We start from the raw sequence: 19376 nt of genomic DNA on the forward strand, positions 1-19376 counted from the left end.
AGGTGACTTCGAGGCCCTGGCGATGACTCCTTCAATGAACGCGGTGTCCCTGGCCAAAGGAGCGCCCATAGCTTCTGTATTAACCGCTGACAAGCCCGATTCTGCACCTGACAAGCTTCGAAGAGCGGTGAGCGGCGCTGCGTGGAGCGCACTCGTTTCAAGTGCTCTTTGGTGGCTCCCTTAGGGTGAGGCTGTTGGCAGCGGGCGGAAAAAGCGGCGGAGAATGAGCCCAAAACTGCTTGGGCGGAAATAGGCGGGGGAACGGCAGAGAAGGAGTTGCCAACGAAAGGTTTATCGCAGACGCGATGTGTCCCAATCGTCGGCTATTCTGGCCCGGGGCAGAGTCGCGCCGCTAAATCCGGGTGCGTTTTGCGGCCTTCGACGAGCTTAAGGCCGCACCCTGCAAAAAAAATAATAGTTGCACTTAAGCCTTGCTCGGCATGGCTTGGCGGGCACCCATGTCCACTTTTTAAGTGGAATTAGGACGGGCTTTAAGTGCTTCTATTAAAAATTGCTAAATATCCTCATCAAGCCAGATCGATCACTCCACCGTCACCGACTTAGCCAGATTCCGCGGCTTATCGACATCCGTCCCACGCGCACACGCCGTGTGATACGCGAGCAACTGCAGCGGCACCACATGCAGAATCGGCGACAGCGCCCCATAGTGCTCGGGCATGCGGATCACATGGATACCATCTTCGCTGACGATGCGCGTGTCCGCATCCGCGAACACATAAAGCTCACCGCCGCGCGCACGCACTTCCTGCATGTTCGACTTGAGCTTCTCGAGCAGCGTATCGTTCGGCGCGACCGTCACGACAGGCATCGCTTCGGTCACGAGCGCGAGCGGCCCGTGCTTCAGTTCACCCGCCGGATACGCTTCCGCGTGAATGTACGAGATTTCCTTGAGCTTCAACGCGCCTTCGAGCGCGATCGGATAGTGCAGCCCGCGACCGAGGAACAGCGCATTCTCCTTGCGCGCGAATTCTTCCGACCACGCGATGATCTGCGGTTCCAGCGCGAGCACGCTGTTCAACGCCGCCGGCAAGTGACGCAGTTGCGTGAAATACGCGGCTTCCTGCTTCGCATTCACATGACCGCGCATCTTCGCGAGCGTCACTGCGAGCACGAACAAACCGACGAGCTGCGTCGTGAACGCCTTCGTCGATGCCACGCCGATTTCCGTGCCCGCATGCGTAAGGAACGCGAACTCGGTCTGGCGCACCATCGCGCTGGTTGCGACGTTGCACACCGCGAGCGTGTGCTTGTGGCCGAGCGACTGCGCGTGCTTGAGCGCGGCGAGCGTGTCGGCAGTTTCGCCCGATTGCGAGATCGTGACGACCAGCGCCTTCGGATTCGGCACTGACTCGCGATATCGATACTCGCTTGCGATCTCGACCTGCGTCGGAATCTTCGCGATCGATTCGAGCCAGTACTTCGCCGTCAGCCCCGAGTAGTAGCTCGTCCCGCACGCGAGGATCAGCAGGCTGTCGACGCCCGCGAACGCGTCGCGCGCGCCTTCGCCGAAGAGGCTCGGATCGAACTGATCGGCTTGCGGGATCGTGTCGGTGATCGCGCGCGGCTGCTCGAAGATTTCCTTCTGCATGAAATGGCGATACGGCCCGAGCTCCACCGCGCCGCCATACGCCGTCACCACGCGCACTTCGCGCTCGGCGGGCACGCCTTCACGATCGACGATCTTCACGCCGTCGAGCCCGATCTCCACCACATCGCCTTCTTCCAGGAACGCGAAACGATCCGTGCTGCCGGCGAGCGCGAGCGCATCCGACGCGAGAAAGTTCTCGCCCTCGCCCACACCGACGACGAGCGGCGAACCCTGGCGCGCGCCCACGACCGTGTGCGGCTGATTCCGGTGCATCACGGCGATCGCATACGCGCCGTGTAGTTGCTTCACGGCTTCGCGCACGGTCTGGAACAGGTCGCCGCGATACATGCTGTGAATCAGATGCGCGATGACTTCGGTATCCGTCTGCGAGACGAACTCGTAGCCCTTGCCCTTCAGCATCTCGCGCAGCGATTCGTAGTTCTCGATGATGCCGTTGTGCACGAGCGCGACGGTATCGCGCGAGAAGATCGGATGCGCGTTATCGGTGACGGGCGCGCCGTGCGTCGCCCAGCGCGTGTGGGCGATGCCGGTCATGCCGCCGAGATTCGAATCGCGCACTTGCGCGTCGAGATCGGACACGCGCGCGACGCTGCGCGCGCGGCGCGGCTCGCCGTTGCTCAGAACGGCCACGCCGCACGAGTCGTAGCCGCGATACTCGAGGCGGCGTAGACCTTCGACCAGCACCGAGACGATGTTACGTTGCGCTACCGCGCCGACAATTCCGCACATGGACGTTCATCCTTTGAAACTTGCATTCGAAAGCGCGGTGCACGATGCGCCGCGCGCGTTGGGCCGAATCTTCAGCCTTACGACTTCTTCTTGACCGGGCGCTTGTAGCCCGTCTTGCTCACCTGCGTCTTCTCGTTCAACACGAGCTCGCCTTCGCCCACATCCTTCCAAACCGTCGTGCCCGCCGCGATCGTCACGCCGCGGCCCACGCGCACCGGCGCAACCAGTTGCGTATCCGAGCCGACGAACACGTCGTCCTCGATCACCGTGCGATGCTTGTTCGCGCCGTCGTAGTTGCACGTAATCGTGCCCGCGCCGATATTCACGCGCGCGCCGATATCCGAATCGCCGATATAGCTGAGATGGTTCGCCTTCGAGCCGTGGCCGAGCACCGCGTTCTTCACCTCGACGAAGTTGCCGATATGCGCTTCATCGCCGAGCTTCGCGCCGGGACGCAGCCGCGCATAAGGGCCGAGCACGACGTTCGCGCCGGTCGTGCCGCCTTCGATATGCGTGTACGCATCGACGCGCGTGCCCGTGCCGATCACGGCATCGCGGATCACGCAGTTCGGGCCGATGGTCACGTTGTCCGCCAGCGTCACGCGCCCTTCGAACACGCAATTCACGTCGATCGACACATCCGCGCCGCATTCGAGCGTGCCGCGCACGTCGATGCGCGCCGGGTCCATCAGCGTGACGCCCGCGTCGAGCAGCGCATGCGCGACGTTGCGCTGATGGATGCGCTCAAGTTCCGCGAGCTGAATCTTGCTGTTTACGCCGAGCGTTTCCCATTCGGCGTCGGGTTGCGCGGTGACGACTTCGACGCCCGCTTCGATCGCGCGCTCGACCACGTCCGTCAGATAGAACTCGCCTTGCGCGTTGTTGTTCTTCAGCGACGCAAGCCACGTTTCCAGCGTGCGCGTCGGCGTAATCACGATGCCCGTGTTGATTTCCGCGATGCGCCGCTCTTCCTCGCTCGCATCCTTCTGTTCGACGATCTTTTTCACGTTGCCGGCCGCGTCGCGCACGATGCGCCCGTAACCGGCAGGATCGCTCACGTTCACCGTCAGGACGCCGTAGCGCTCGGCGCCCGCGGCATCGATCAGGCGCTCGAGCGTGCTCGCGCGCGTGAGCGGCACGTCGCCGTACAGCACGAGCGTGGGCACCGACGGATCGAGCAGCGGCAGCGCCTGCTGCACGGCGTGCCCCGTGCCGAGTTGCTTGTCCTGCAGCGCGAACTGGACGTCCGGCGCGCCGACGGCTTCGCGGACCTTGTCCGCGCCGTGCCCGACGACGACGACGAGACGCGTCGGCGACAGCGTGCGTGCCGTATCGATGACGTGCGCGAGCAAAGGCTTGCCCGCCAATGAATGGAGTACTTTCGGCAGAGCGGAGCGCATGCGCTTGCCCATGCCGGCAGCCAGAATCACGATGTTCATTGCAGGAAGCCTTGCTGGGTATGACGAGCCGCCAATATATCACCCGGCTCTTTGGCGCAATGCGGCGAAACCCACGCTGCGCCTTATCGGATAAGGGGTTAAAGGTCGTCGAACTGCACAATTGAAACCGCGCCGGCCGATCCTGACGGTTCGCTTGCACACGGTTCCTCGTCGAACGCGATATCGCCTTGAGGATCGGCCTCGCCCGTCGCGCGCAGTCCCGCGAACGGAAACAGCTTGCTGTCCATCAGATGCGACGGGACCACGTTCGACAGCGCGTTGAACATGTTGTCCACGCGGCCCGGAAAACGCTTGTCCCATTCGCGCACCAGCGCCTTCATTTCCGCGCGCTTCAGGTTCGGCTGGCTGCCGCACAGATTGCACGGGATGATCGGGAATTCGCGCAGTTCGGCGTACTTCTCGAGATCCACTTCCTTTACATAGGCGAGCGGACGGATCACGACGTTCTTGCCGTCGTCGGATTGCAGCTTCGGCGGCATGCCCTTCAGCTTGCCGCCGTAGAACATGTTGAGCAGCAGCGTTTGCAGGATGTCGTCGCGATGATGGCCGAGCGCGATCTTGGTCGCGCCGAGTTCGCCCGCCACGCGATACAGAATGCCGCGACGCAGACGCGAGCAAAGCGAACACGTCGTCTTGCCTTCCGGCACGAGCCGCTTGACGATGCTATACGTGTCCTGATTCTCGATGTGAAACGGAATATCGAGCTTGCTCAGGTATTCCGGCAGCACGTGCTCAGGAAAGCCCGGCTGCTTCTGATCGAGATTGACGGCGACGATCTCGAAGTTGATGGGCGCGCGCTCGCGCAGGCGCATCAGCACATCGAGCATCGCGTAGCTGTCCTTGCCGCCCGACAGGCACACCATCACCTTGTCGCCTTCCTCGATCATGTTGAAGTCGCCGATCGCCTCGCCGACCAGCCGCGCGATGCGCTTGAAGAGCTTGTTGTTCTCGTACGCTTCCTTCTGCTGGCGCTTCGTCAGCGCCTCGCGCGTGAGCTTGGGCGCCTCTGCGGCTTCGATCGTGTCACGCGCGTTCATGCTCGTTCCTCTTTGATGCGAAAGACTTCGACGCCCACCGCGTCGCAGTCGGGATAGACATCGGGCTTTTCAGTCGATACGGCCACCGCGCGCACGTTCGGATGCGCGAGCAAGGCGGCAGCGACGTCGTCGCACAGCGTTTCCTGCAAGTGGATGTGGCCCTGCTTCACGCGCGCGGCGATGGTCGAGCGCATGAAGTCGTAGTCGACGACTTCGGACAGCTTGTCCGCGACGGGCGTCGACAGCGCGAGCGGCACGAACAGCTCGACGTTGATCACGACGCGTTGCTCGCCGCGCTTCTCGAAGTCGTGCACGCCGATGTTGATGCGCACTTCGTAGTTGCGCAGAAAAAGCCGCCGGCAATCGGTCAGCCGGGGATGCGAAAGTGCGGCAAGCATGTGAGTTCCAATATTCAATAAGCGCGTTTCAAGGCGTGCGCGTGCCGATCATGTACATCACGTCGCGCGGGCTCGGCACGAGATGCTGGCCGCCATCTACGACGAGCGTCGTGCCGGTCACGCCGTGCGCGTTCGCGAGATAGCACGCGGCCTGCGCCACGTCTTCGACCGTCGATGCGCGATTGAGCGGCGTCACGCGATGCGCCGTCTCGAACGACGCGGGCGTCTGCCCGGCGGATATGAGCGTCAGCCCCGGTGCGAGGCCGACGACGCGCAGCTTCGGCCCGAGCGCCTGCGCGAGCGCGACGGTGGCGTTGTCGAGCGCGGCCTTCGTCAACGTGTACGACAGGTAATCGGGATTCATGTTGTACAGCTTCTGATCCAGCACGTTGATGACGACGCCGCGCTTTGCATCGTCATGCGCGGCTTCGGCCGGCGTGATTTCGTGCAGCATGCGCGCGAGCATCAGCGGCGCGGCGACGTTGATCGCGGTCATGGCGAGCAGTTTCGCGTAACCGAAGTCGATGGCCGTGTCTTCGTCGAAACGCGATGCGCAGTTCACGACGCAGTTCAGCCCGCCGAACGCCTCCACGCACGCAGGCACGAGTTGCACGACCTCGGCTTCGACGCCGAGATCCGCCTGCAAGGCGACCGCGCGCCGCCCGAGCGCTTCGATATCCGCGACGGTTTCCCGCGCTTCATGCTCCGAGCCGCCGTAATGCACGGCGACATCCCAGCCCTGGCGCGCAAATTCCAGCGCGACGCCGCGCCCGATGCGCTTCGCCGCGCCGGTCACGAGCACGGCGCGGGAACGCGAAACTGAACCGGAAGACGGCGAGTTGGCGGAAGAAAACGGCGTGGAAGCGCTCATTTACAATACTGGGATGAATCCGAATGCCAGACAAACCGATAGTTTACCTGCTCCGGGCGCCGACGCGCTCGCGCAGTCCGAAGCGCTGACAGACCTGCTGCGCGGACGCATCGCCGCGGCGGGCGGCTGGCTGCCGTTCGACCGCTATATGGACCTCGCGCTGTACGCGCCCGGTCTCGGCTATTACGGCGGCGGTGCGATGAAATTCGGCCGCCGCGCGGAAGACGGCAGCGATTTCGTCACCGCGCCCGAGCTGTCCCCGCTTTTTGCGACGACGCTCGCGCGGCCGGTCGCGCAGGCGTTGCAGCAGAGCGGCACGCGGCAATTGATGGAATTCGGCGCGGGCACGGGCAAGCTCGCGGCGGGTTTGCTGACCGCGCTCGCCGACCTCGACGTACCGTTCGACAGCTACGCGGTCGTCGATTTGTCCGGCGAGTTGCGCGCGCGCCAGCGCGAGACCATCGAAAAGCACGCGCCCGCTCTCGCCGCGAAGGTGAAATGGCTCGACGCGCTGCCCGACGCCTTCGACGGCGTCGTGATCGGCAATGAAGTGCTCGACGCGATGCCCGTGCGGCTCGTGGTGCGCAAGCTCGGCGCGTGGCACGAGCGCGGCGTCGTGCTGCTGAACGATCGCTTCGCCTTCGACGACAAGCCGATCACGCCGGACGCGCAGGTCGAACGGATCGATGCCGCCATCGACGAGGCCAACGACGAGCCGTTCGCCGAGTACGTCACCGAAACGCACGAAGCGGCGCTCGCGTTCATGAAGACCGTCTGCACGATGCTCACGCGCGGCGCGGCGTTTTTCATCGACTATGGATTTCCGCGGCGCGAGTTCTACCACGCGCAGCGCGCGACAGGCACGCTGATGTGTCATTACCGGCATCGGGCGCATGCGGATCCGTTTTTGTATCCGGGTTTGCAGGACATTACGGCGCATGTGGAGTTCACCGGCATCGCGGAGGCCGGCGTCGAGACGGGCGCCGATCTGCTCGGCTTCACGTCGCAGGCGCGTTTCCTGATGAACGCCGGCATCACCGATGTGCTCGCGGATCTCGATCCGGCCGATGTGAAGCGCTTCCTACCCGCTGCGAATGCGGTGCAAAAGCTGCTGTCGGAAGCGGAAATGGGCGAGCTCTTCAAGGTAATCGCGTTTTCGCGCGGCATCCCGGGGACGCTCGATGCCTTCGCGACGGGCGATCGGTCTCACACGCTATGAGTGCGCGATCATGATTCGATGGCTGCTGACGACGTTCATCGCGCTTGCGATTCTTTCCGGCTCGCTGCCGTGGCTGAAGAAGTTCGGCATCGGGCGGTTGCCGGGGGATTTCACGTTGCGGATTTTTGGGCGGGAGTATTCGTTTCCTTTCATGTCGACCGTTTTGTTGTCGGTTTTGCTGTCCTTTATTGCTCGGGCGCTTTGAGGGTTTTCGCCGGATCCGGCGAAAACAAAGGTCATGCACCCAAAACCCCCTTCACAGCCGCGACCCGCGCTTCATGCACGGCATCCTTGATCCTGGAGGGCTCATCAGCAAAGTGCCCCGCCACCGCGCCAGCATCCACCGACCGCGCTGCGACCAAAGCCTCCCGCAACCGCTCGGCCTGCGGATAAGCCTGCTGCTCCAGCCCAAGCCTGCCCCGCGCATCAGCAAGACACGCTTGCAGCGCTTCAGCAAACCGCGCCGGCTTGCGCAACGCATCCGAGCGTTCGAACAGCCTGACGAGCGCCGCCGCGCCCATCTCCATCACGCGATGAATATTGCCGTGCTCACGCGCGACGAGCATCGCCAGATCGCGGCATTCGTTCGGCACACGCAAGCGCTCGCATAGCGGCCGCAACAGATCGACGCTGCGTCCCTCATGGCCGATGTGACGCGGCAAGATGTCCTCCGGCGTCGTCGCCTTGCCCAAGTCGTGCGTGAGCGCGGCGAAGCGCACCGGCAATGCGAAGCCCTGCGACGCGGCGTAGTCGAGCACCATCATCACATGCACGCCGGTATCCACCTCCGGGTGATAGTCCGCGCGCTGCGGCACGCCCCACAAGGCATCGACTTCAGGAAGAATCCGCGCGAGCGCGCCGCAAGCGCGCAGCACCTCGAACATCCGCGACGGCTTCTTTTCCATCAGTCCGCGCGACACTTCCTGCCACACGCGCTCAGGCACGAGCGCATCGACTTCTCCGGCGGCGACCATCTTCTTCATCAGTTCGGCGGTTTCCGGCGCCACGTCGAAATCCGCGAAACGCGCCGCGAAGCGCGCAAGCCGCAGAATGCGCACCGGATCTTCGACGAACGCATCGCCGACATGCCGGAACAGCCTGTTGCGCAAATCGGCCGCGCCGTCGAACGGATCGATCACCGGCCCGGTCAGCTCGCCCGCCGGCGTCACTTCGCGCGCCATCGCGTTGATCGTGAGATCGCGCCGCGCGAGATCTTCCTCGAGCGTCACGTCGGGCGAATAGTAAAACTGGAAGCCGTGATAGCCCGCTGCCGTCTTGCGCTCGGTGCGCGCGAGCGCGTATTCCTCGTGCGTCTCGGGATGCAGAAACACCGGAAAGTCCTTTCCGACCGGCCGATATCCCTGCGCCACCATCTGCTCGGGCGTCGCACCCACGACGACGTAATCGCGATCCACCACCGGCACGCCCAGCAGTTCGTCGCGGATCGCGCCGCCTACCGCGTAGATGTTCATCGCGCTTCCTCGCGCGCGCCGTCGATCCATGCCGCGACCGCCGGCAGCGCCGTGATGCGCTTCGCATAGTCGAGCGATGTCGCGCTCAGTTCGGGCGCATACGTGTTGAAGCGCATGACGACCGGCGCGAACATCGCGTCCGCGATGCCGAACTCGCCGAACAAAAACGGCCCGCCCGACTTGGCGAGGCATTCCGCCCAGATCGCCTCGATGCGCGCGATGTTCACAAGCGCGCCCGGCGTCGCGCCCGTGCCCGGCGCGTGCGTGGTGATTTCCATCGGCATGTTCTGGCGCAGGTCCGCGAAACCCGCGTGCATCTCCGCGCTGATGCTGCGGGCGCGCGCGCGAGCGGCGGCGTCGCGCGGCCACATCGCGTGCCCGGGGTGCAGTTCGGCAATCGTCTCGACGATCGCGAGCGATTCCCACACCGAATCGCCGGCATCGGTGACGAGGCACGGCACCTTGCCTGACGGCGACACTTCGAGAATCTTCGCTTTCGTGTCGGGCTGGCCGAGGCGGATCAGCGTCTCGTCGAAGGGGATGCCGAAATGTTTGAGCAGCACCCACGGCCGCATCGACCAGGAAGAGCTGAACTTGTCACCGATAACGAGTTTCATGCGATCACAAAAAAGAATTTAACGATGCGCGGTTGCGCGGAAAGCGTTGAAGCGCGAGCGCGACGAATTTCCGGTCAGATACAGCGGCGCGATCGTCTCGATGCTCGCGGGCTCGTCGATGCCCAGTTCCGGCGCGAGCGGCCCGCTCGCGATGTTCGGCGTCTTCATCGAATCGAGATTGTCGCGCGAGATGATGGGCTGGCCGGGCGCCAGTTCCATGGTCATCGCCTGAAGCCGGCCGAGGCTCTCCGGCAGCTTGATGATTCGCGAATGCTTGCCGATGGTCGCGCCCGCGAAGCGCACGAGCTCCGCCAGCGTGTAGACGCCGGGGCCCGCGAGTTCGTAGACCTGGCGGCTGGCGGCGTCGAGATCGAGCACGTTGACCATCGCCTTCGCCACATCGCCGACGAACACCGGCTGGAACTGCGCATCGGCACACGCGAGCGGGATCACCGGGAAGATGCGCTCCAGAAAGGCGAACTGATTCAGCAGATTATCCTCGGGGCCGAACACGACGGAACTGCGGAAAATGGTCCAGTCGAGTCCTGATTCGCGCACGATCTTTTCGCCATCGCCCTTCGAGCGCAGGTACATGCTCGGGCCTTGCGAATCGGCGCCGATCGCGCTCATGTGCAAGAGCCGCCGCACGCCCTTTGCCGCGCACGCAGCGGCGATCTTGCGCGGCAGTTCGACATGCGCCTTCGCGAACTCGGGGCCGTACGGATCGTCGCGACGCCCTTGAAGAATGCCGACGAGATTGATGACCGCATCGCTCTGATCGATGAACGCGGCGAGTTGCACAGGATCGTGCACGTCGGTTTCGACGACATCCACGGGCAACAGCGTGAGATGCGCGGCGTTGGCGCGCCGGCGCGTCGCGATCCGCACGGTCTTGCCGAGATCGACGAGCGCATTGACGAGATGACTGCCGATGAAACCCGAACCGCCGATGAGCGCTACTTGTTGGTGTCGCATGGTTCGCCTCTTGGGTCGCGGCCTGACGAATGCGGCTTCAGTGCAGAACGGCGGGGCCGAAAATGAGAACGCCCGCGCGTCCTGTCGTTCGACGCGCGGGCGTGATGTTTCGCTTCGGGACGGTCAGGGCGCGATATAGCCCAGACGCGCCTTCAACGACTGCGGACGGCCTTCGAACAGTGCCGCGTAATAGACAGTGTTCGACAGCACGTTCTTCACGTAATCGCGAGTCTCGGTGAACGGGATCGTTTCAGCAAAAACCGCGCCCTCCACGGGTGCGCGCAAGCCTTGACGCCATTGGCTCGGGCGGCCCGGCCCGGCGTTGTAGCCTGCTGTGGCGAGCACGGCCGAGTTATCGAATTGATTGTAGATCATCGACAGGTAATTCGTGCCGAGGAGGATATTGGTGTTGATATCGTTCATCTGCGCGCGCGACACCGGACCGAGACCGATCTTTTTCGCGACGAGTTGCGCGGTGCCGGGCATCAGCTGCATGAGGCCGCCCGCGCCGACTTCCGAGCGCGCGTTGATGATGAAGCGCGACTCCTGACGGATGAGGCCGTACGCCCATTCGATGTCGAGACCGGTGTTCTGCGCATCGCGTTCGACGATATCGCGGAACGGCGACAGATAGCGCAGCGTGAAATCGTGTTCCGCTTTCGTTTTGTCCGCGGTGTTGACGGTTCGATCGAACAGCTCGATGCGCTTCGCGTACTGCGCGGCCGCGAGCAGTTGCCGGTCCGTCATGGTGCGCAGCGGCCAGTTCCATTCGCGATTGCCTTCGAGACGCATGTTGAGCGCATAGAAACGCTGCGACAGCGCGAAGCCCGGCACCGATTGCATCTGCGCGATCTCCGCATCCGAAACCGTGGTCCGCGGCGGCACGTTGATCTTCTGGCCGAGCTCTTCGAGCGCGAGCTGGCCGTAGAAGTTGTACTGATCCGCGATGGTCTGGAATTCCTGATTCGCCGTGGCCGTATCGCCGGCCTGCTTCACCGCGCGTGCGTGCCAGTAGACCCACGCGGGCTGAGCGCGCAAGCTCGGCGGCATCTGCTCGATGGACCAGCGCACCATGTTCCAGTCGCCGGCGAGCAGCGCGCTGCGCGTGCGCCATTCGTACGCCGGGTTCGACAACTGCGCGTTCGCCGACAGCCGATACCAGTCCGCCGCCGACGGCATGCGCTTGAGCGCCGCCTGATAGCCGATGGTGCCCCAGCCGACCGCGCGTTCGGCGGGCGTCAGACTCGGCGCGACGGACGTGAAGGTGGCGGCGGCCATGGCCGGATCGTTGCGGGCCATGCGCGTGACCGCGAGAAGCGTCAACTGATGCGCCGGCGTATTGGGCATCACGCCGCGCGCGAGATAGAGCGGCGGCTTGTTGACGGCGTCGTCGAGCAGCGAATCCTTCGGTTTTTCCTGGCCGAGCGCCTCGACGATGTTCGATCCGGTCGACGTGTAGTTCTGCTCGTAGGCGATGCGGATCTGCTGCCAGATGTCGTCGCTCGTGAACCGGCCCGAACCCGCGAGCGCGCCGATCAGATCGACGCAACCATCGCCGTACCATTTCGGATCGACGAGCAGCGCGCGCGCCGCATCCGCGACGTTTTCACCGCGCGACAGGCGCGCTTCGAGCGCGTAGCACTTGACCTGCGTGTCGTCATTGAGCACGAAACGGGAATATTGCTGCTCGAAGTTTTTCCAGTCGTGACGGCTGCCGAGCACGACCAGATAGTCGTTGCGCATGCGGTCCGCGATCGCCTGGCCGTCGTAGCGCTGCAGGAACGAGAGCACCGGCGCGTCGGGCGCGTCGATGCGCGCGTGGCCTTGCGAATCGAAAAGCTGCGGCTTGATCGTGAAGTATTCGATATAGCCCGGCGCCGGATAGTCCGGAATCTGCGCGGCGAGCATCGCGGCTTTGCCGGCATCGTTCGCGCGCGCGGCATCGCGCAACTGCAGGAAGATGCGGTCGTCGGAGGTGGGCGGGAGATCTGCATCGGGTCGGACGGCGGAAGCCGTTCCGCAGGCGACGAGCGTCGCTGCCGCAAGGGCTGCGCCGACCGCGAGATATACTCGTTTGAGGCGTTTTGACATCTTTATTTCTGGAGCGCAAGGTGGTCCTGAGATCGGAGGAAAGCATAGCACGCAACGTTTGCGATCAACCCAAGCGCGAGCCTAAAAGCGCACTGCGCGCCACGCTTCTCGCGACCCGCGAGGCGCAAAGCGGGCACGCCGGCCAGGCCACGAAGAACGAGGCGCTCGCGCGCCGCATCCATGAAGTGCTCGCGCGCTACGATGCGCGCTGTGTCGGCTTTTACTGGCCGGTCGCGGGCGAGTTCGACGCGCGCGACGCGCTCACGAGCTGGCTCGCTGCCGACGAAGCGCGCGGCGCCGCGCTGCCGGTGGTCGTGAAACCGCACGCACCGATGGTCTTCCACGCGTGGAGCGCGCACATGCCGATGAAAGAAGGCCGCTACCGGATTCCGGTGCCCGCCGAAGAAATGGTCGTGGTGCCGGAACTGCTGCTGATTCCGTGTGTCGGTTTCGATGCAGATCGATACCGGCTGGGCTATGGCGGCGGCTATTACGATCGCACGCTCGCCGCGTGGCCGAATGGAGAACGGCCGGTGACGGTCGGCATCGCGTACGAATCGGGCAAGTGCGGGGCGCTGCCGCGCGAGGCGCACGACATGCCGCTCGACGCGGTCATCACCGAATCCGCGATCTACTAGAGCGATGCCGCCGCGCGCGCGGCGGTATCGTAAAGGCCGGATGCATTGCGCATCAATTGCGCGGCCTCGCCGATCTGCTCGTTGGTCAGCCCGCTTTCGCGCAGCGTCTCGATGAGGCACGCCTCACGCACTTCGCGATATTTGCCGCACAATTCGCGCCCCGCCGGCGTCGCGGAAAAGAACACTTCCTTACCGGATTTCTCGCTCTGCACGTAGCCGCGAGCGACGAGTTTCTTCAGTGCATACGTGGCAACGTGCGTGTCCTCGATATTCAGCACGAAGCAGATGTCCGCGAGCTTCTTCTTGCGGTCGCGATGGCTCACATGATGCAGCAGCGACACTTCCACCGCCGTCATGTCCTTCGCGCCGGCCGCCGACATGCAGCGCACCATCCAGCGATTGAACGCGTTGCCCGCCATGATGAGGCCGTACTCGAATTCCGACAGTTCCGCGCTGGCTTCGGAGACGAGATGCTCGGACGAGACGATCTTGGTGGGATGACGCGGCATGGCGGTGACCGATTTGCAGTGCGTTGGAGTGTAGCGCAACGTCATTTTTGCGAGCGACGCGCGCCTCGGCGAAAACGCGAATTGATAATTTCTTGATAATTTATTGACAATGTAACATTCTGCGACGGCGCGAAGCGCATCGAACAGACGAATTTCGCGTCCCACAAAGGCAAATTCAGGCATGACAAGACCACGTATTCACCCGCTGGGCGACGCCGCGCTCGTGTGCGAAGCGGCGCCGCCCGCCACGCTCGACTGCCAGCGCCGCATCTGGGCGCTGGCGGAACACGCGCGCCTTATGGCGCATGTCGTCGAGGTGGTGCCGGGCATGAACAATCTGACGATCGTGTTCGACCCGCTCCAAGCGGATTACGAAACGCTCGCCGCGCAACTGGAACGCGGCTGGGACGCCGCCGAGGCGACGACCGACATGGACAGCGCCGAAATCGAGATTCCGGTGCGCTACGGCGGCGCCGACGGCCCGGACCTCGCTGCGCTCGCCAAGCACACGGGTCTTTCCGTCGACGAAGTGGTGAAGCGGCATACGCAAGCCGAGTACGTCGTGTTCTTTCTCGGGTTCCAGCCGGGCTTCGCCTACCTCGGCGGGCTCGATCCCGCGCTCGCGATGCCGCGCCGTGCCGAACCGCGTCTCGAAGTGCCGGCGGGCTCGGTCGGGATCGGCGGGGCGCAGACGGGCATCTATCCGGCGGCGTCGCCGGGCGGCTGGCAATTGCTCGGACGCACGGAGCTGAAACTCTTCGATCCGGCCAGAAATCCGCCGACGCTGATGCAGCCCGGCGACCGCGTGCGCTTCACGGCGCTGGAGGTGCGCGCATGATCGACGTGATTCGCGCAGGCGTGCTCACTTCCGTGCAGGATCTCGGACGACGCGGCTACCGGCATCTCGGCGTGAGTTCCGGTGGCGCGCTCGATGCGCTGTCGCTGGAAATCGGCAATCGCATCGTCGGGAACAGGCCGGACGCGGCGGGCATCGAGGTGACTTTCGGACCGACCGTGCTGCGCTTCAAGCACGCGACGCGCATCGCCATCACCGGAACCGATTTCGGCGCGACGCTGGACGACAAGCCCGTCTATTCGTGGTGGAGCCTGCCTGTACGCGCGGGCCAGGAACTGACGCTGCGCGCGGCGAAGCGCGGCATGCGCTGCTATGTGTCGATCGCGGGCGGCATCGATGTGCTGCCGATGCTCGGCTCGCGCTCGACCGATCTCGGCGCGTGCTTCGGCGGCCTCGGCGGGCGCGCGCTGCGTGACGGCGACCGTCTGCCGGTAGGCGTGCCGCAGCCGCACAAGGGCATCGCGTTTTCGCCGGAAGAGCCGGCGTTCGGCGTGAAGGCGCCGGCGTGGTGCAAATTCGTGCTCGTCGACGAACCCGTGCGGCGCGGGCGCCATTCGCCCGGACTCGCGTGGGCGGTGCCGATCCGGGTGCTGCGCGGCCCGGAGTACGACAGCTTCAGCGACGCGGCGCAAGAGAGCGTCTGGAACGAGGAATGGACGATCACGCCGAACAGCAATCGCATGGGCTTTCGCCTCGCCGGCACGGCGCTCGAGCGGCGCGAGAAGATCGAACTGCTGTCGCACGCGGTCTTGCCCGGCACGATCCAGGTGCCGCCGAACGGCCAGCCGATCATCCTGATGGGCGACGCGCAGACGACCGGCGGCTATCCGAAGATCGGCGCGGTGATCCGGGCGGATCTGTGGAAGCTCGCGCAAGTGAGGCTGAACGGCGGCGTGCGCTTCATCGAGACGTCGGTGGAAGAAGCGCGCCACGCGCTCGCCGACGAGCGGCAATACGTGAGCCAAGTGGAAACGGCCATCGCGATGCACGAGGAGCGCATCGCCCGCGCGGGCTCCTGAATCGAAAGCCGCGCGCGAGACGCGGCGCATCACTTCAACATTCAACGGAACGACTGCAAAACATCATGGAAATCGATCTCAATGCCGATCTCGGCGAAGGCTGCGGCTCCGACGAAGCGCTGCTCGATCTCGTGAGTTCCGCGAACATCGCGTGCGGATGGCACGCGGGCGGCGCCACCGCGATGCGCGATTGCGTGCGCTGGGCCGTCGAGAAGGGCGTGGCCATCGGCGCGCATCCGAGCTTCAACGATCCCGAGAACTTCGGCCGCAAGGAAATGGACCTGCCGCCCGAGGAAATCTACGCGGGCGTGCTGTATCAACTCGGCGCGCTCTCGGCGATCGCGCAGGCGGAAGGCGGGCGCATCGCGCACGTGAAGCCGCACGGCGCGCTCTACAACCAGGCGGCGAAAAGCACGGCAATCGCCGATGCGATCGTCTCCGCTGTGCACGACTTCGATCCGTCGCTGCTCGTGTTCGGGCTTGCCAACAGCGGACTCGTCGAAGCGGCGCGCCGCGCGGGGCTGATCGCGATCGAGGAAGTGTTCGCGGATCGCGGCTATCGCGCGGATGGTTCGCTCGTGCCGCGCAAGGAGCCGGGCGCGCTGCTCGACGACGAAAACCTCGTCCTCGACCGGACGCTGGCGATGGTGCGCGAGCAGCGCGTGCGGGCCGTGTCCGGCGAATGGGTGCCGCTCAACGCGCAGACGATCTGTCTGCATGGCGACGGCGCGCACGCACTCGAATTCGCCCGACGCATCCGCGACGCGCTCGCCGATGCGGGCATCGAAGTGCGCGCCGCGCACGCCGACGCGTAGAACGCTTTCCGTAAGAGATTGAACGCCCCTTGGAAATGGGGCGTTTTAGCAAGCGGCCGTCGAAGGTGAAAGAGCCGCATGTAGTCGAGCCACGCGCCCGGTACGAGGCGTGACGTCTATATCGTTTGGAGAACTCATGGCAACCCCAGTCAACTTGTGGCCGCTCATCGGCGTGGCCGTCATCATCGCGGGCTTCGTGCTGCGCTTCAATCCGATGCTGATCGTCGCCGCTGCGGCGATCATCACCGGCTTCGCGGCGCACTTTCCCATCGAGCGCATTCTGACCGCGATCGGCAGCGGCTTTCTGAAGACGCGCAACATTCCGCTCATCATTTTGTTGCCGCTCGCGGTGATCGGCCTGCTCGAGCGGCACGGCCTGCGCGAGCGCGCGCAAATGTGGATTTCGAGCATCAAGGCGGCGACGGCGGGCCGACTGCTGATCGTGTATCTGTTCGTCCGCGAGATCACGGCGGCGGTCGGTCTGACGGGGCTCGGCGGCCATCCGCAGATGGTGCGCCCGCTGCTCGCGCCGATGGCCGAAGGCGCCACCGAAGCGCGCTACGGCAAGCTCTCCGACGCGACGCGCCACAAGCTGCGCGCCTATTCGGCGGCTACCGACAACGTCGGCCTGTTCTTCGGCGAGGACATCTTCGTCGCGTTCGGCGCGATCGTGCTGATGGTCACGTTCCTGAAGGAAGCGGGCATCGTCGTGGAACCGATGCATGTCGCCGTGTGGGGCATCCCCACCGCGATCTGCGCGTTCCTGATCCACGGCTTCCGCCTGTGGCTGCTCGACCGCAGGCTCGCCCGGGAACTCGCAGCGCTGACGCGCAATGCCGCGGGAGAGAAAGCATGACGCTCACGATCAACTACCTCTTCTATCTCGTCGGCATCATCCTGCTGGTCGTCGGCGGGATGATTCTTACCGACAAGGCGCATCCGAAGCGATTCAGCGCGGGCGGGTTCTGGCTGATCTATGCGCTGATCTTTCTCATCGGCGACTGGATTCCGGTGACGGTGGTCGGCGTGCTCGTCGTAGCGATGGCGCTGATCGCGGGACTCGGCGGCGTCACGGGCGCGAAGCCGAAAATGCTCTCCGAGGAAACGCGCCGCCAAAGCGCCGTGCGGCTCGGCAACAAGCTCTTCGTACCCGCGCTGACGATTCCGGTCGTCACCGTGATTCTCACGCTCGGCGCGAAATATCTCGTGTTCGGCGGCGTGCCGCTGATCGAGCTGAAGAACGTGACGCTGATCGGCTTCGGCATCGGCTGCGTGATCGCACTTGCGATTGCGTGCGTGATGACGCGCGACATCGTCGGTCAGTCGATGCGCGAGACGCGCCGACTCATCGACGCGCTGTCGTGGGCCGCCGTGCTGCCGCAGATGCTCGGCATGCTGGGACTCGTGTTCTCGGATGCGGGCGTCGGCCGTGCGGTCGCGCATGTGACGACCGCGTACGTCAACATGGACTACCGGCTGGTTGCGGTGGCGGTGTATGTCGTCGGCATGGCGCTCTTCACGATGGTCATGGGCAACGGCTTCGCCGCATTCCCGGTGATGACGGGCGGCGTCGGCGTGCCGATTCTCGTCGGCGTATTCCACGGCAATCCCGCGACGATGGCCGCGATCGGCATGTTCTCCGGCTATTGCGGCACGCTGATGACGCCGATGGCCGCTAACTTCAACATCGTGCCCGCGGCTTTGCTGGAGTTACCCGACAAGAACGCGGTGATCAAGGTGCAGGTGCCGACCGCGCTTACGCTTCTGGTTGTGAATATCTTTTTGCTCAACTGGCTGATGTTTATCTGAACATCAGCGCTTCAACTGCGCGTGTGTCGCGGAAAGGAACCGCGATACACGCGCGCTTCATCGCCTCTTTTCGCGCAGGCCTGGCCAGACCGGTGCCCGCGAGCTCACCCCCCCACCACCACGAACCCCCGCTTCCTCAACAACTCCAACACTCCCCTCGGCCCCCCGAGATGCAAGGCCCCGATCGCGACAAACACAGGCCTATCCGTCCCAGCCAATCCCACCATCCTCGCAACGAACCTCCGATTCCGCTCGTAAACCACGCGATTATCGACCTGCGCCGCCAGCGCCGCGTTCCTCGCCAGCTTGCTGCTCTTCGCGTCATCCCACGCTTTCAAGGCGTCCGCATCGCCGATGCGCCATAGCCTGTGCAGCTCCTTCACATCCGCGACATTCTCCGCGGGCGTCTGCACCAGATCCTGCGCGAGCATCTCGCGCTGCTGCGCCGAGGTGAGCCGCGTGAACGTCGAGATCTGCTCGTTCAACGTCTCCAATCCGACGATCTTCCCCCGCGCCCGCAGATACACATTCTGCAATTGCGCCTCGGTGCCGTACTCGCTCTGAAACCCCGCCTTCAACGTGTCATAGGTTTCGATCAACATCGACGCGAGCCACGGACGCGTGTGCCGCAACTCCTTCAGCGCCTCCGGATTGGCGCGCATGCGCGTCTCGACCTTCTTCCACATCGCGTCCGGCAGATAGTCGATCAGACACTCGCTACGGCACATGCCGTAACGGTTCACATCGTCCTGTGAGAGCAGCAGTTCATCCGGGGAAATTTCGAGCGCCAGCGTGGGCGATGCATCGAGCGCCGCGAGTATCGATTTGCGAAACGGCTGCCCCGGCGGATAGTCGCTCGCGAAACCCACGTGCAGCGTGCCGAGCACATAGATGGTCGTCGCGCCCCTGGTCGCGACATAGAAGGGCATGCGCGGCGGTTGCGCCCGCACCGGGCCGCTCGCGGTCGTGCCGTCCGAGCGATCCACGCGCGGCGGCGGCACAGACGGAGCCGGATTGGACGGCGCTGCGGCGGAACCGGCATCGCCCGCGGCCTGCGGCGTGCGCGATCCGACCACCGCAAAGCCCGGCGACGAGATCGAAACGCCGGCCGTAAACAGCACGAACGACAGCACGATGGCTGTCGTTTTGGCGAACGCCGCGTACAGAGAGCGCGGCTTGTCGTATGAATCCGGCACGACCCACATCTTAAAACATTCGAGTGACGCGCCGA

The 19376-nt window shown here is 64.4% G+C and carries 19 protein-coding genes; 8 read left to right on the forward strand and 11 right to left on the reverse strand.

All coding sequences use genetic code 11. The features are described 5' to 3' along the window. Positions 1-541: 541 nt before the first annotated feature. The 5 genes from glmS to NCS28_RS13020 all read right to left on the reverse strand — a co-directional run bounded on the left by glmS (position 542) and on the right by NCS28_RS13020 (position 6125). A complete protein-coding gene (glmS, locus tag NCS28_RS13000; protein ID WP_250514189.1) occupies positions 542-2359 on the reverse strand; it encodes a glutamine--fructose-6-phosphate transaminase (isomerizing) in 1818 nt (605 codons plus the stop codon). 77 nt (positions 2360-2436) lie between these two features. Continuing rightward, positions 2437-3798, reverse strand: coding sequence for a bifunctional UDP-N-acetylglucosamine diphosphorylase/glucosamine-1-phosphate N-acetyltransferase GlmU (gene glmU, locus NCS28_RS13005; RefSeq protein WP_250514190.1), 1362 nt, complete (start codon positions 3796-3798; stop codon positions 2437-2439). A gap of 98 nt (positions 3799-3896) precedes the next feature. Beyond that, entirely contained in the window at positions 3897-4856 is a 960-nt protein-coding gene (ttcA, locus tag NCS28_RS13010) for a tRNA 2-thiocytidine(32) synthetase TtcA (RefSeq protein WP_250514191.1), read from the reverse strand. Further along, complete coding sequence (locus tag NCS28_RS13015; protein ID WP_250514192.1) at positions 4853-5254, reverse strand: dihydroneopterin aldolase; 402 nt, start codon at positions 5252-5254, stop codon at positions 4853-4855. The genes ttcA and NCS28_RS13015 overlap by 4 nt, the downstream gene beginning before the upstream one ends. Before the next feature lie 28 nt (positions 5255-5282). After that, a complete protein-coding gene (locus NCS28_RS13020; RefSeq protein ID WP_250514193.1) occupies positions 5283-6125 on the reverse strand; it encodes an SDR family oxidoreductase in 843 nt (280 codons plus the stop codon). Between the two features lie 13 nt (positions 6126-6138). Between NCS28_RS13020 and NCS28_RS13025 the strand changes: the two genes are divergently transcribed. Both NCS28_RS13025 and NCS28_RS13030 read left to right on the forward strand, forming a co-directional pair. After that, a complete protein-coding gene (locus tag NCS28_RS13025; RefSeq protein ID WP_250514194.1) occupies positions 6139-7344 on the forward strand; it encodes a class I SAM-dependent methyltransferase in 1206 nt (401 codons plus the stop codon). Positions 7345-7354: 10 nt separating this feature from the next. Further along, entirely contained in the window at positions 7355-7549 is a 195-nt protein-coding gene (locus tag NCS28_RS13030) for a DUF2905 domain-containing protein (protein WP_250514195.1), read from the forward strand. Positions 7550-7580: 31 nt separating this feature from the next. Here NCS28_RS13030 and NCS28_RS13035 read toward each other — a convergent pair whose 3' ends face one another. The 4 genes from NCS28_RS13035 to NCS28_RS13050 all read right to left on the reverse strand — a co-directional run bounded on the left by NCS28_RS13035 (position 7581) and on the right by NCS28_RS13050 (position 12499). Next, positions 7581-8816 carry a multifunctional CCA addition/repair protein gene (locus tag NCS28_RS13035; protein ID WP_250514196.1) on the reverse strand — a complete coding sequence of 412 codons (1236 nt, stop codon included), beginning with the start codon at positions 8814-8816 and terminating at the stop codon, positions 7581-7583. Beyond that, positions 8813-9433 (reverse strand): glutathione S-transferase family protein, encoded by a 621-nt coding sequence (locus NCS28_RS13040; RefSeq protein ID WP_250514197.1) that lies wholly within the window; start codon positions 9431-9433, stop codon positions 8813-8815. Before NCS28_RS13040 ends, NCS28_RS13035 begins: the two co-directional genes overlap by 4 nt. A gap of 18 nt (positions 9434-9451) precedes the next feature. Next, positions 9452-10408: a complex I NDUFA9 subunit family protein gene (locus tag NCS28_RS13045; RefSeq protein ID WP_250514198.1), complete on the reverse strand. Its 957-nt coding sequence runs from the start codon at positions 10406-10408 to the stop codon at positions 9452-9454. A 123-nt stretch (positions 10409-10531) separates the two neighbouring features. Continuing rightward, complete coding sequence (locus tag NCS28_RS13050) at positions 10532-12499, reverse strand: lytic transglycosylase domain-containing protein (protein WP_250514199.1); 1968 nt, start codon at positions 12497-12499, stop codon at positions 10532-10534. A gap of 20 nt (positions 12500-12519) precedes the next feature. Between NCS28_RS13050 and NCS28_RS13055 the strand changes: the two genes are divergently transcribed. Next, entirely contained in the window at positions 12520-13137 is a 618-nt protein-coding gene (locus NCS28_RS13055; protein ID WP_250514200.1) for a 5-formyltetrahydrofolate cyclo-ligase, read from the forward strand. Here NCS28_RS13055 and NCS28_RS13060 read toward each other — a convergent pair. After that, entirely contained in the window at positions 13134-13646 is a 513-nt protein-coding gene (locus NCS28_RS13060) for a winged helix DNA-binding protein (protein WP_008352632.1), read from the reverse strand. The two genes, NCS28_RS13055 and NCS28_RS13060, sit on opposite strands and share 4 nt — an antisense overlap. A 181-nt stretch (positions 13647-13827) precedes the next feature. Between NCS28_RS13060 and pxpB the strand changes: the two genes are divergently transcribed. The 5 genes from pxpB (at position 13828) to NCS28_RS13085 (ending at position 18145) form a co-directional block, all read left to right on the forward strand. Beyond that, positions 13828-14484: a 5-oxoprolinase subunit PxpB gene (pxpB, locus tag NCS28_RS13065; RefSeq protein ID WP_250514201.1), complete on the forward strand. Its 657-nt coding sequence runs from the start codon at positions 13828-13830 to the stop codon at positions 14482-14484. After that, positions 14481-15521, forward strand: a complete 1041-nt coding sequence (locus tag NCS28_RS13070; protein WP_250514202.1) for a 5-oxoprolinase subunit C family protein — start codon at positions 14481-14483, stop codon at positions 15519-15521. The genes pxpB and NCS28_RS13070 overlap by 4 nt, the downstream gene beginning before the upstream one ends. 65 nt (positions 15522-15586) lie before the next feature. Next, the gene (gene pxpA, locus NCS28_RS13075) at positions 15587-16336 is read left to right on the forward strand and encodes a 5-oxoprolinase subunit PxpA (protein ID WP_250514203.1); all 750 of its coding nucleotides are present in this window, start codon (positions 15587-15589) and stop codon (positions 16334-16336) included. 136 nt (positions 16337-16472) lie between these two features. Then, positions 16473-17192, forward strand: a complete 720-nt coding sequence (locus NCS28_RS13080; protein WP_250514204.1) for a DUF969 domain-containing protein — start codon at positions 16473-16475, stop codon at positions 17190-17192. Further along, on the forward strand, positions 17189-18145 hold the full coding sequence (locus tag NCS28_RS13085) for a DUF979 domain-containing protein (protein ID WP_250514205.1): 957 nt from the start codon (positions 17189-17191) through the stop codon (positions 18143-18145). The genes NCS28_RS13080 and NCS28_RS13085 overlap by 4 nt, the downstream gene beginning before the upstream one ends. Before the next feature lie 104 nt (positions 18146-18249). On the opposite strand, the gene NCS28_RS13090 is transcribed toward NCS28_RS13085, so the two are convergent. Further along, positions 18250-19350: a TraB/GumN family protein gene (locus NCS28_RS13090; RefSeq protein WP_250514206.1), complete on the reverse strand. Its 1101-nt coding sequence runs from the start codon at positions 19348-19350 to the stop codon at positions 18250-18252. Positions 19351-19376: the final 26 nt, after the last annotated feature.

It is taken from the genome of Caballeronia sp. INDeC2 (assembly GCF_023631325.1).
GTDB lineage: Bacteria > Pseudomonadota > Gammaproteobacteria > Burkholderiales > Burkholderiaceae > Caballeronia.

What these genes read in the sequence shown, in the direction of transcription:
- NCS28_RS13020 (WP_250514193.1), bottom strand. Translation starts at nt 6,125, where the DNA reads ATGAGCGCTTCCACGCCGTTTTCTTCCGCCAACTCGCCGTCTTCCGGT.
- NCS28_RS13090 (WP_250514206.1), bottom strand. Translation starts at nt 19,350, where the DNA reads ATGTGGGTCGTGCCGGATTCATACGACAAGCCGCGCTCTCTGTACGCG.
- NCS28_RS13040 (WP_250514197.1), bottom strand. Translation starts at nt 9,433, where the DNA reads ATGAAACTCGTTATCGGTGACAAGTTCAGCTCTTCCTGGTCGATGCGG.
- NCS28_RS13085 (WP_250514205.1), top strand. Translation starts at nt 17,189, where the DNA reads ATGACGCTCACGATCAACTACCTCTTCTATCTCGTCGGCATCATCCTG.
- glmU (WP_250514190.1), bottom strand. Translation starts at nt 3,798, where the DNA reads ATGAACATCGTGATTCTGGCTGCCGGCATGGGCAAGCGCATGCGCTCC.
- NCS28_RS13025 (WP_250514194.1), top strand. Translation starts at nt 6,139, where the DNA reads ATGAATCCGAATGCCAGACAAACCGATAGTTTACCTGCTCCGGGCGCC.
- NCS28_RS13045 (WP_250514198.1), bottom strand. Translation starts at nt 10,408, where the DNA reads ATGCGACACCAACAAGTAGCGCTCATCGGCGGTTCGGGTTTCATCGGC.
- NCS28_RS13050 (WP_250514199.1), bottom strand. Translation starts at nt 12,499, where the DNA reads ATGTCAAAACGCCTCAAACGAGTATATCTCGCGGTCGGCGCAGCCCTT.
- NCS28_RS13070 (WP_250514202.1), top strand. Translation starts at nt 14,481, where the DNA reads ATGATCGACGTGATTCGCGCAGGCGTGCTCACTTCCGTGCAGGATCTC.
- pxpA (WP_250514203.1), top strand. Translation starts at nt 15,587, where the DNA reads ATGGAAATCGATCTCAATGCCGATCTCGGCGAAGGCTGCGGCTCCGAC.
- NCS28_RS13035 (WP_250514196.1), bottom strand. Translation starts at nt 8,816, where the DNA reads ATGAACATCTACGCGGTAGGCGGCGCGATCCGCGACGAACTGCTGGGC.
- NCS28_RS13060 (WP_008352632.1), bottom strand. Translation starts at nt 13,646, where the DNA reads ATGCCGCGTCATCCCACCAAGATCGTCTCGTCCGAGCATCTCGTCTCC.
- NCS28_RS13015 (WP_250514192.1), bottom strand. Translation starts at nt 5,254, where the DNA reads ATGCTTGCCGCACTTTCGCATCCCCGGCTGACCGATTGCCGGCGGCTT.
- glmS (WP_250514189.1), bottom strand. Translation starts at nt 2,359, where the DNA reads ATGTGCGGAATTGTCGGCGCGGTAGCGCAACGTAACATCGTCTCGGTG.
- ttcA (WP_250514191.1), bottom strand. Translation starts at nt 4,856, where the DNA reads ATGAACGCGCGTGACACGATCGAAGCCGCAGAGGCGCCCAAGCTCACG.
- pxpB (WP_250514201.1), top strand. Translation starts at nt 13,828, where the DNA reads ATGACAAGACCACGTATTCACCCGCTGGGCGACGCCGCGCTCGTGTGC.
- NCS28_RS13030 (WP_250514195.1), top strand. Translation starts at nt 7,355, where the DNA reads ATGATTCGATGGCTGCTGACGACGTTCATCGCGCTTGCGATTCTTTCC.
- NCS28_RS13080 (WP_250514204.1), top strand. Translation starts at nt 16,473, where the DNA reads ATGGCAACCCCAGTCAACTTGTGGCCGCTCATCGGCGTGGCCGTCATC.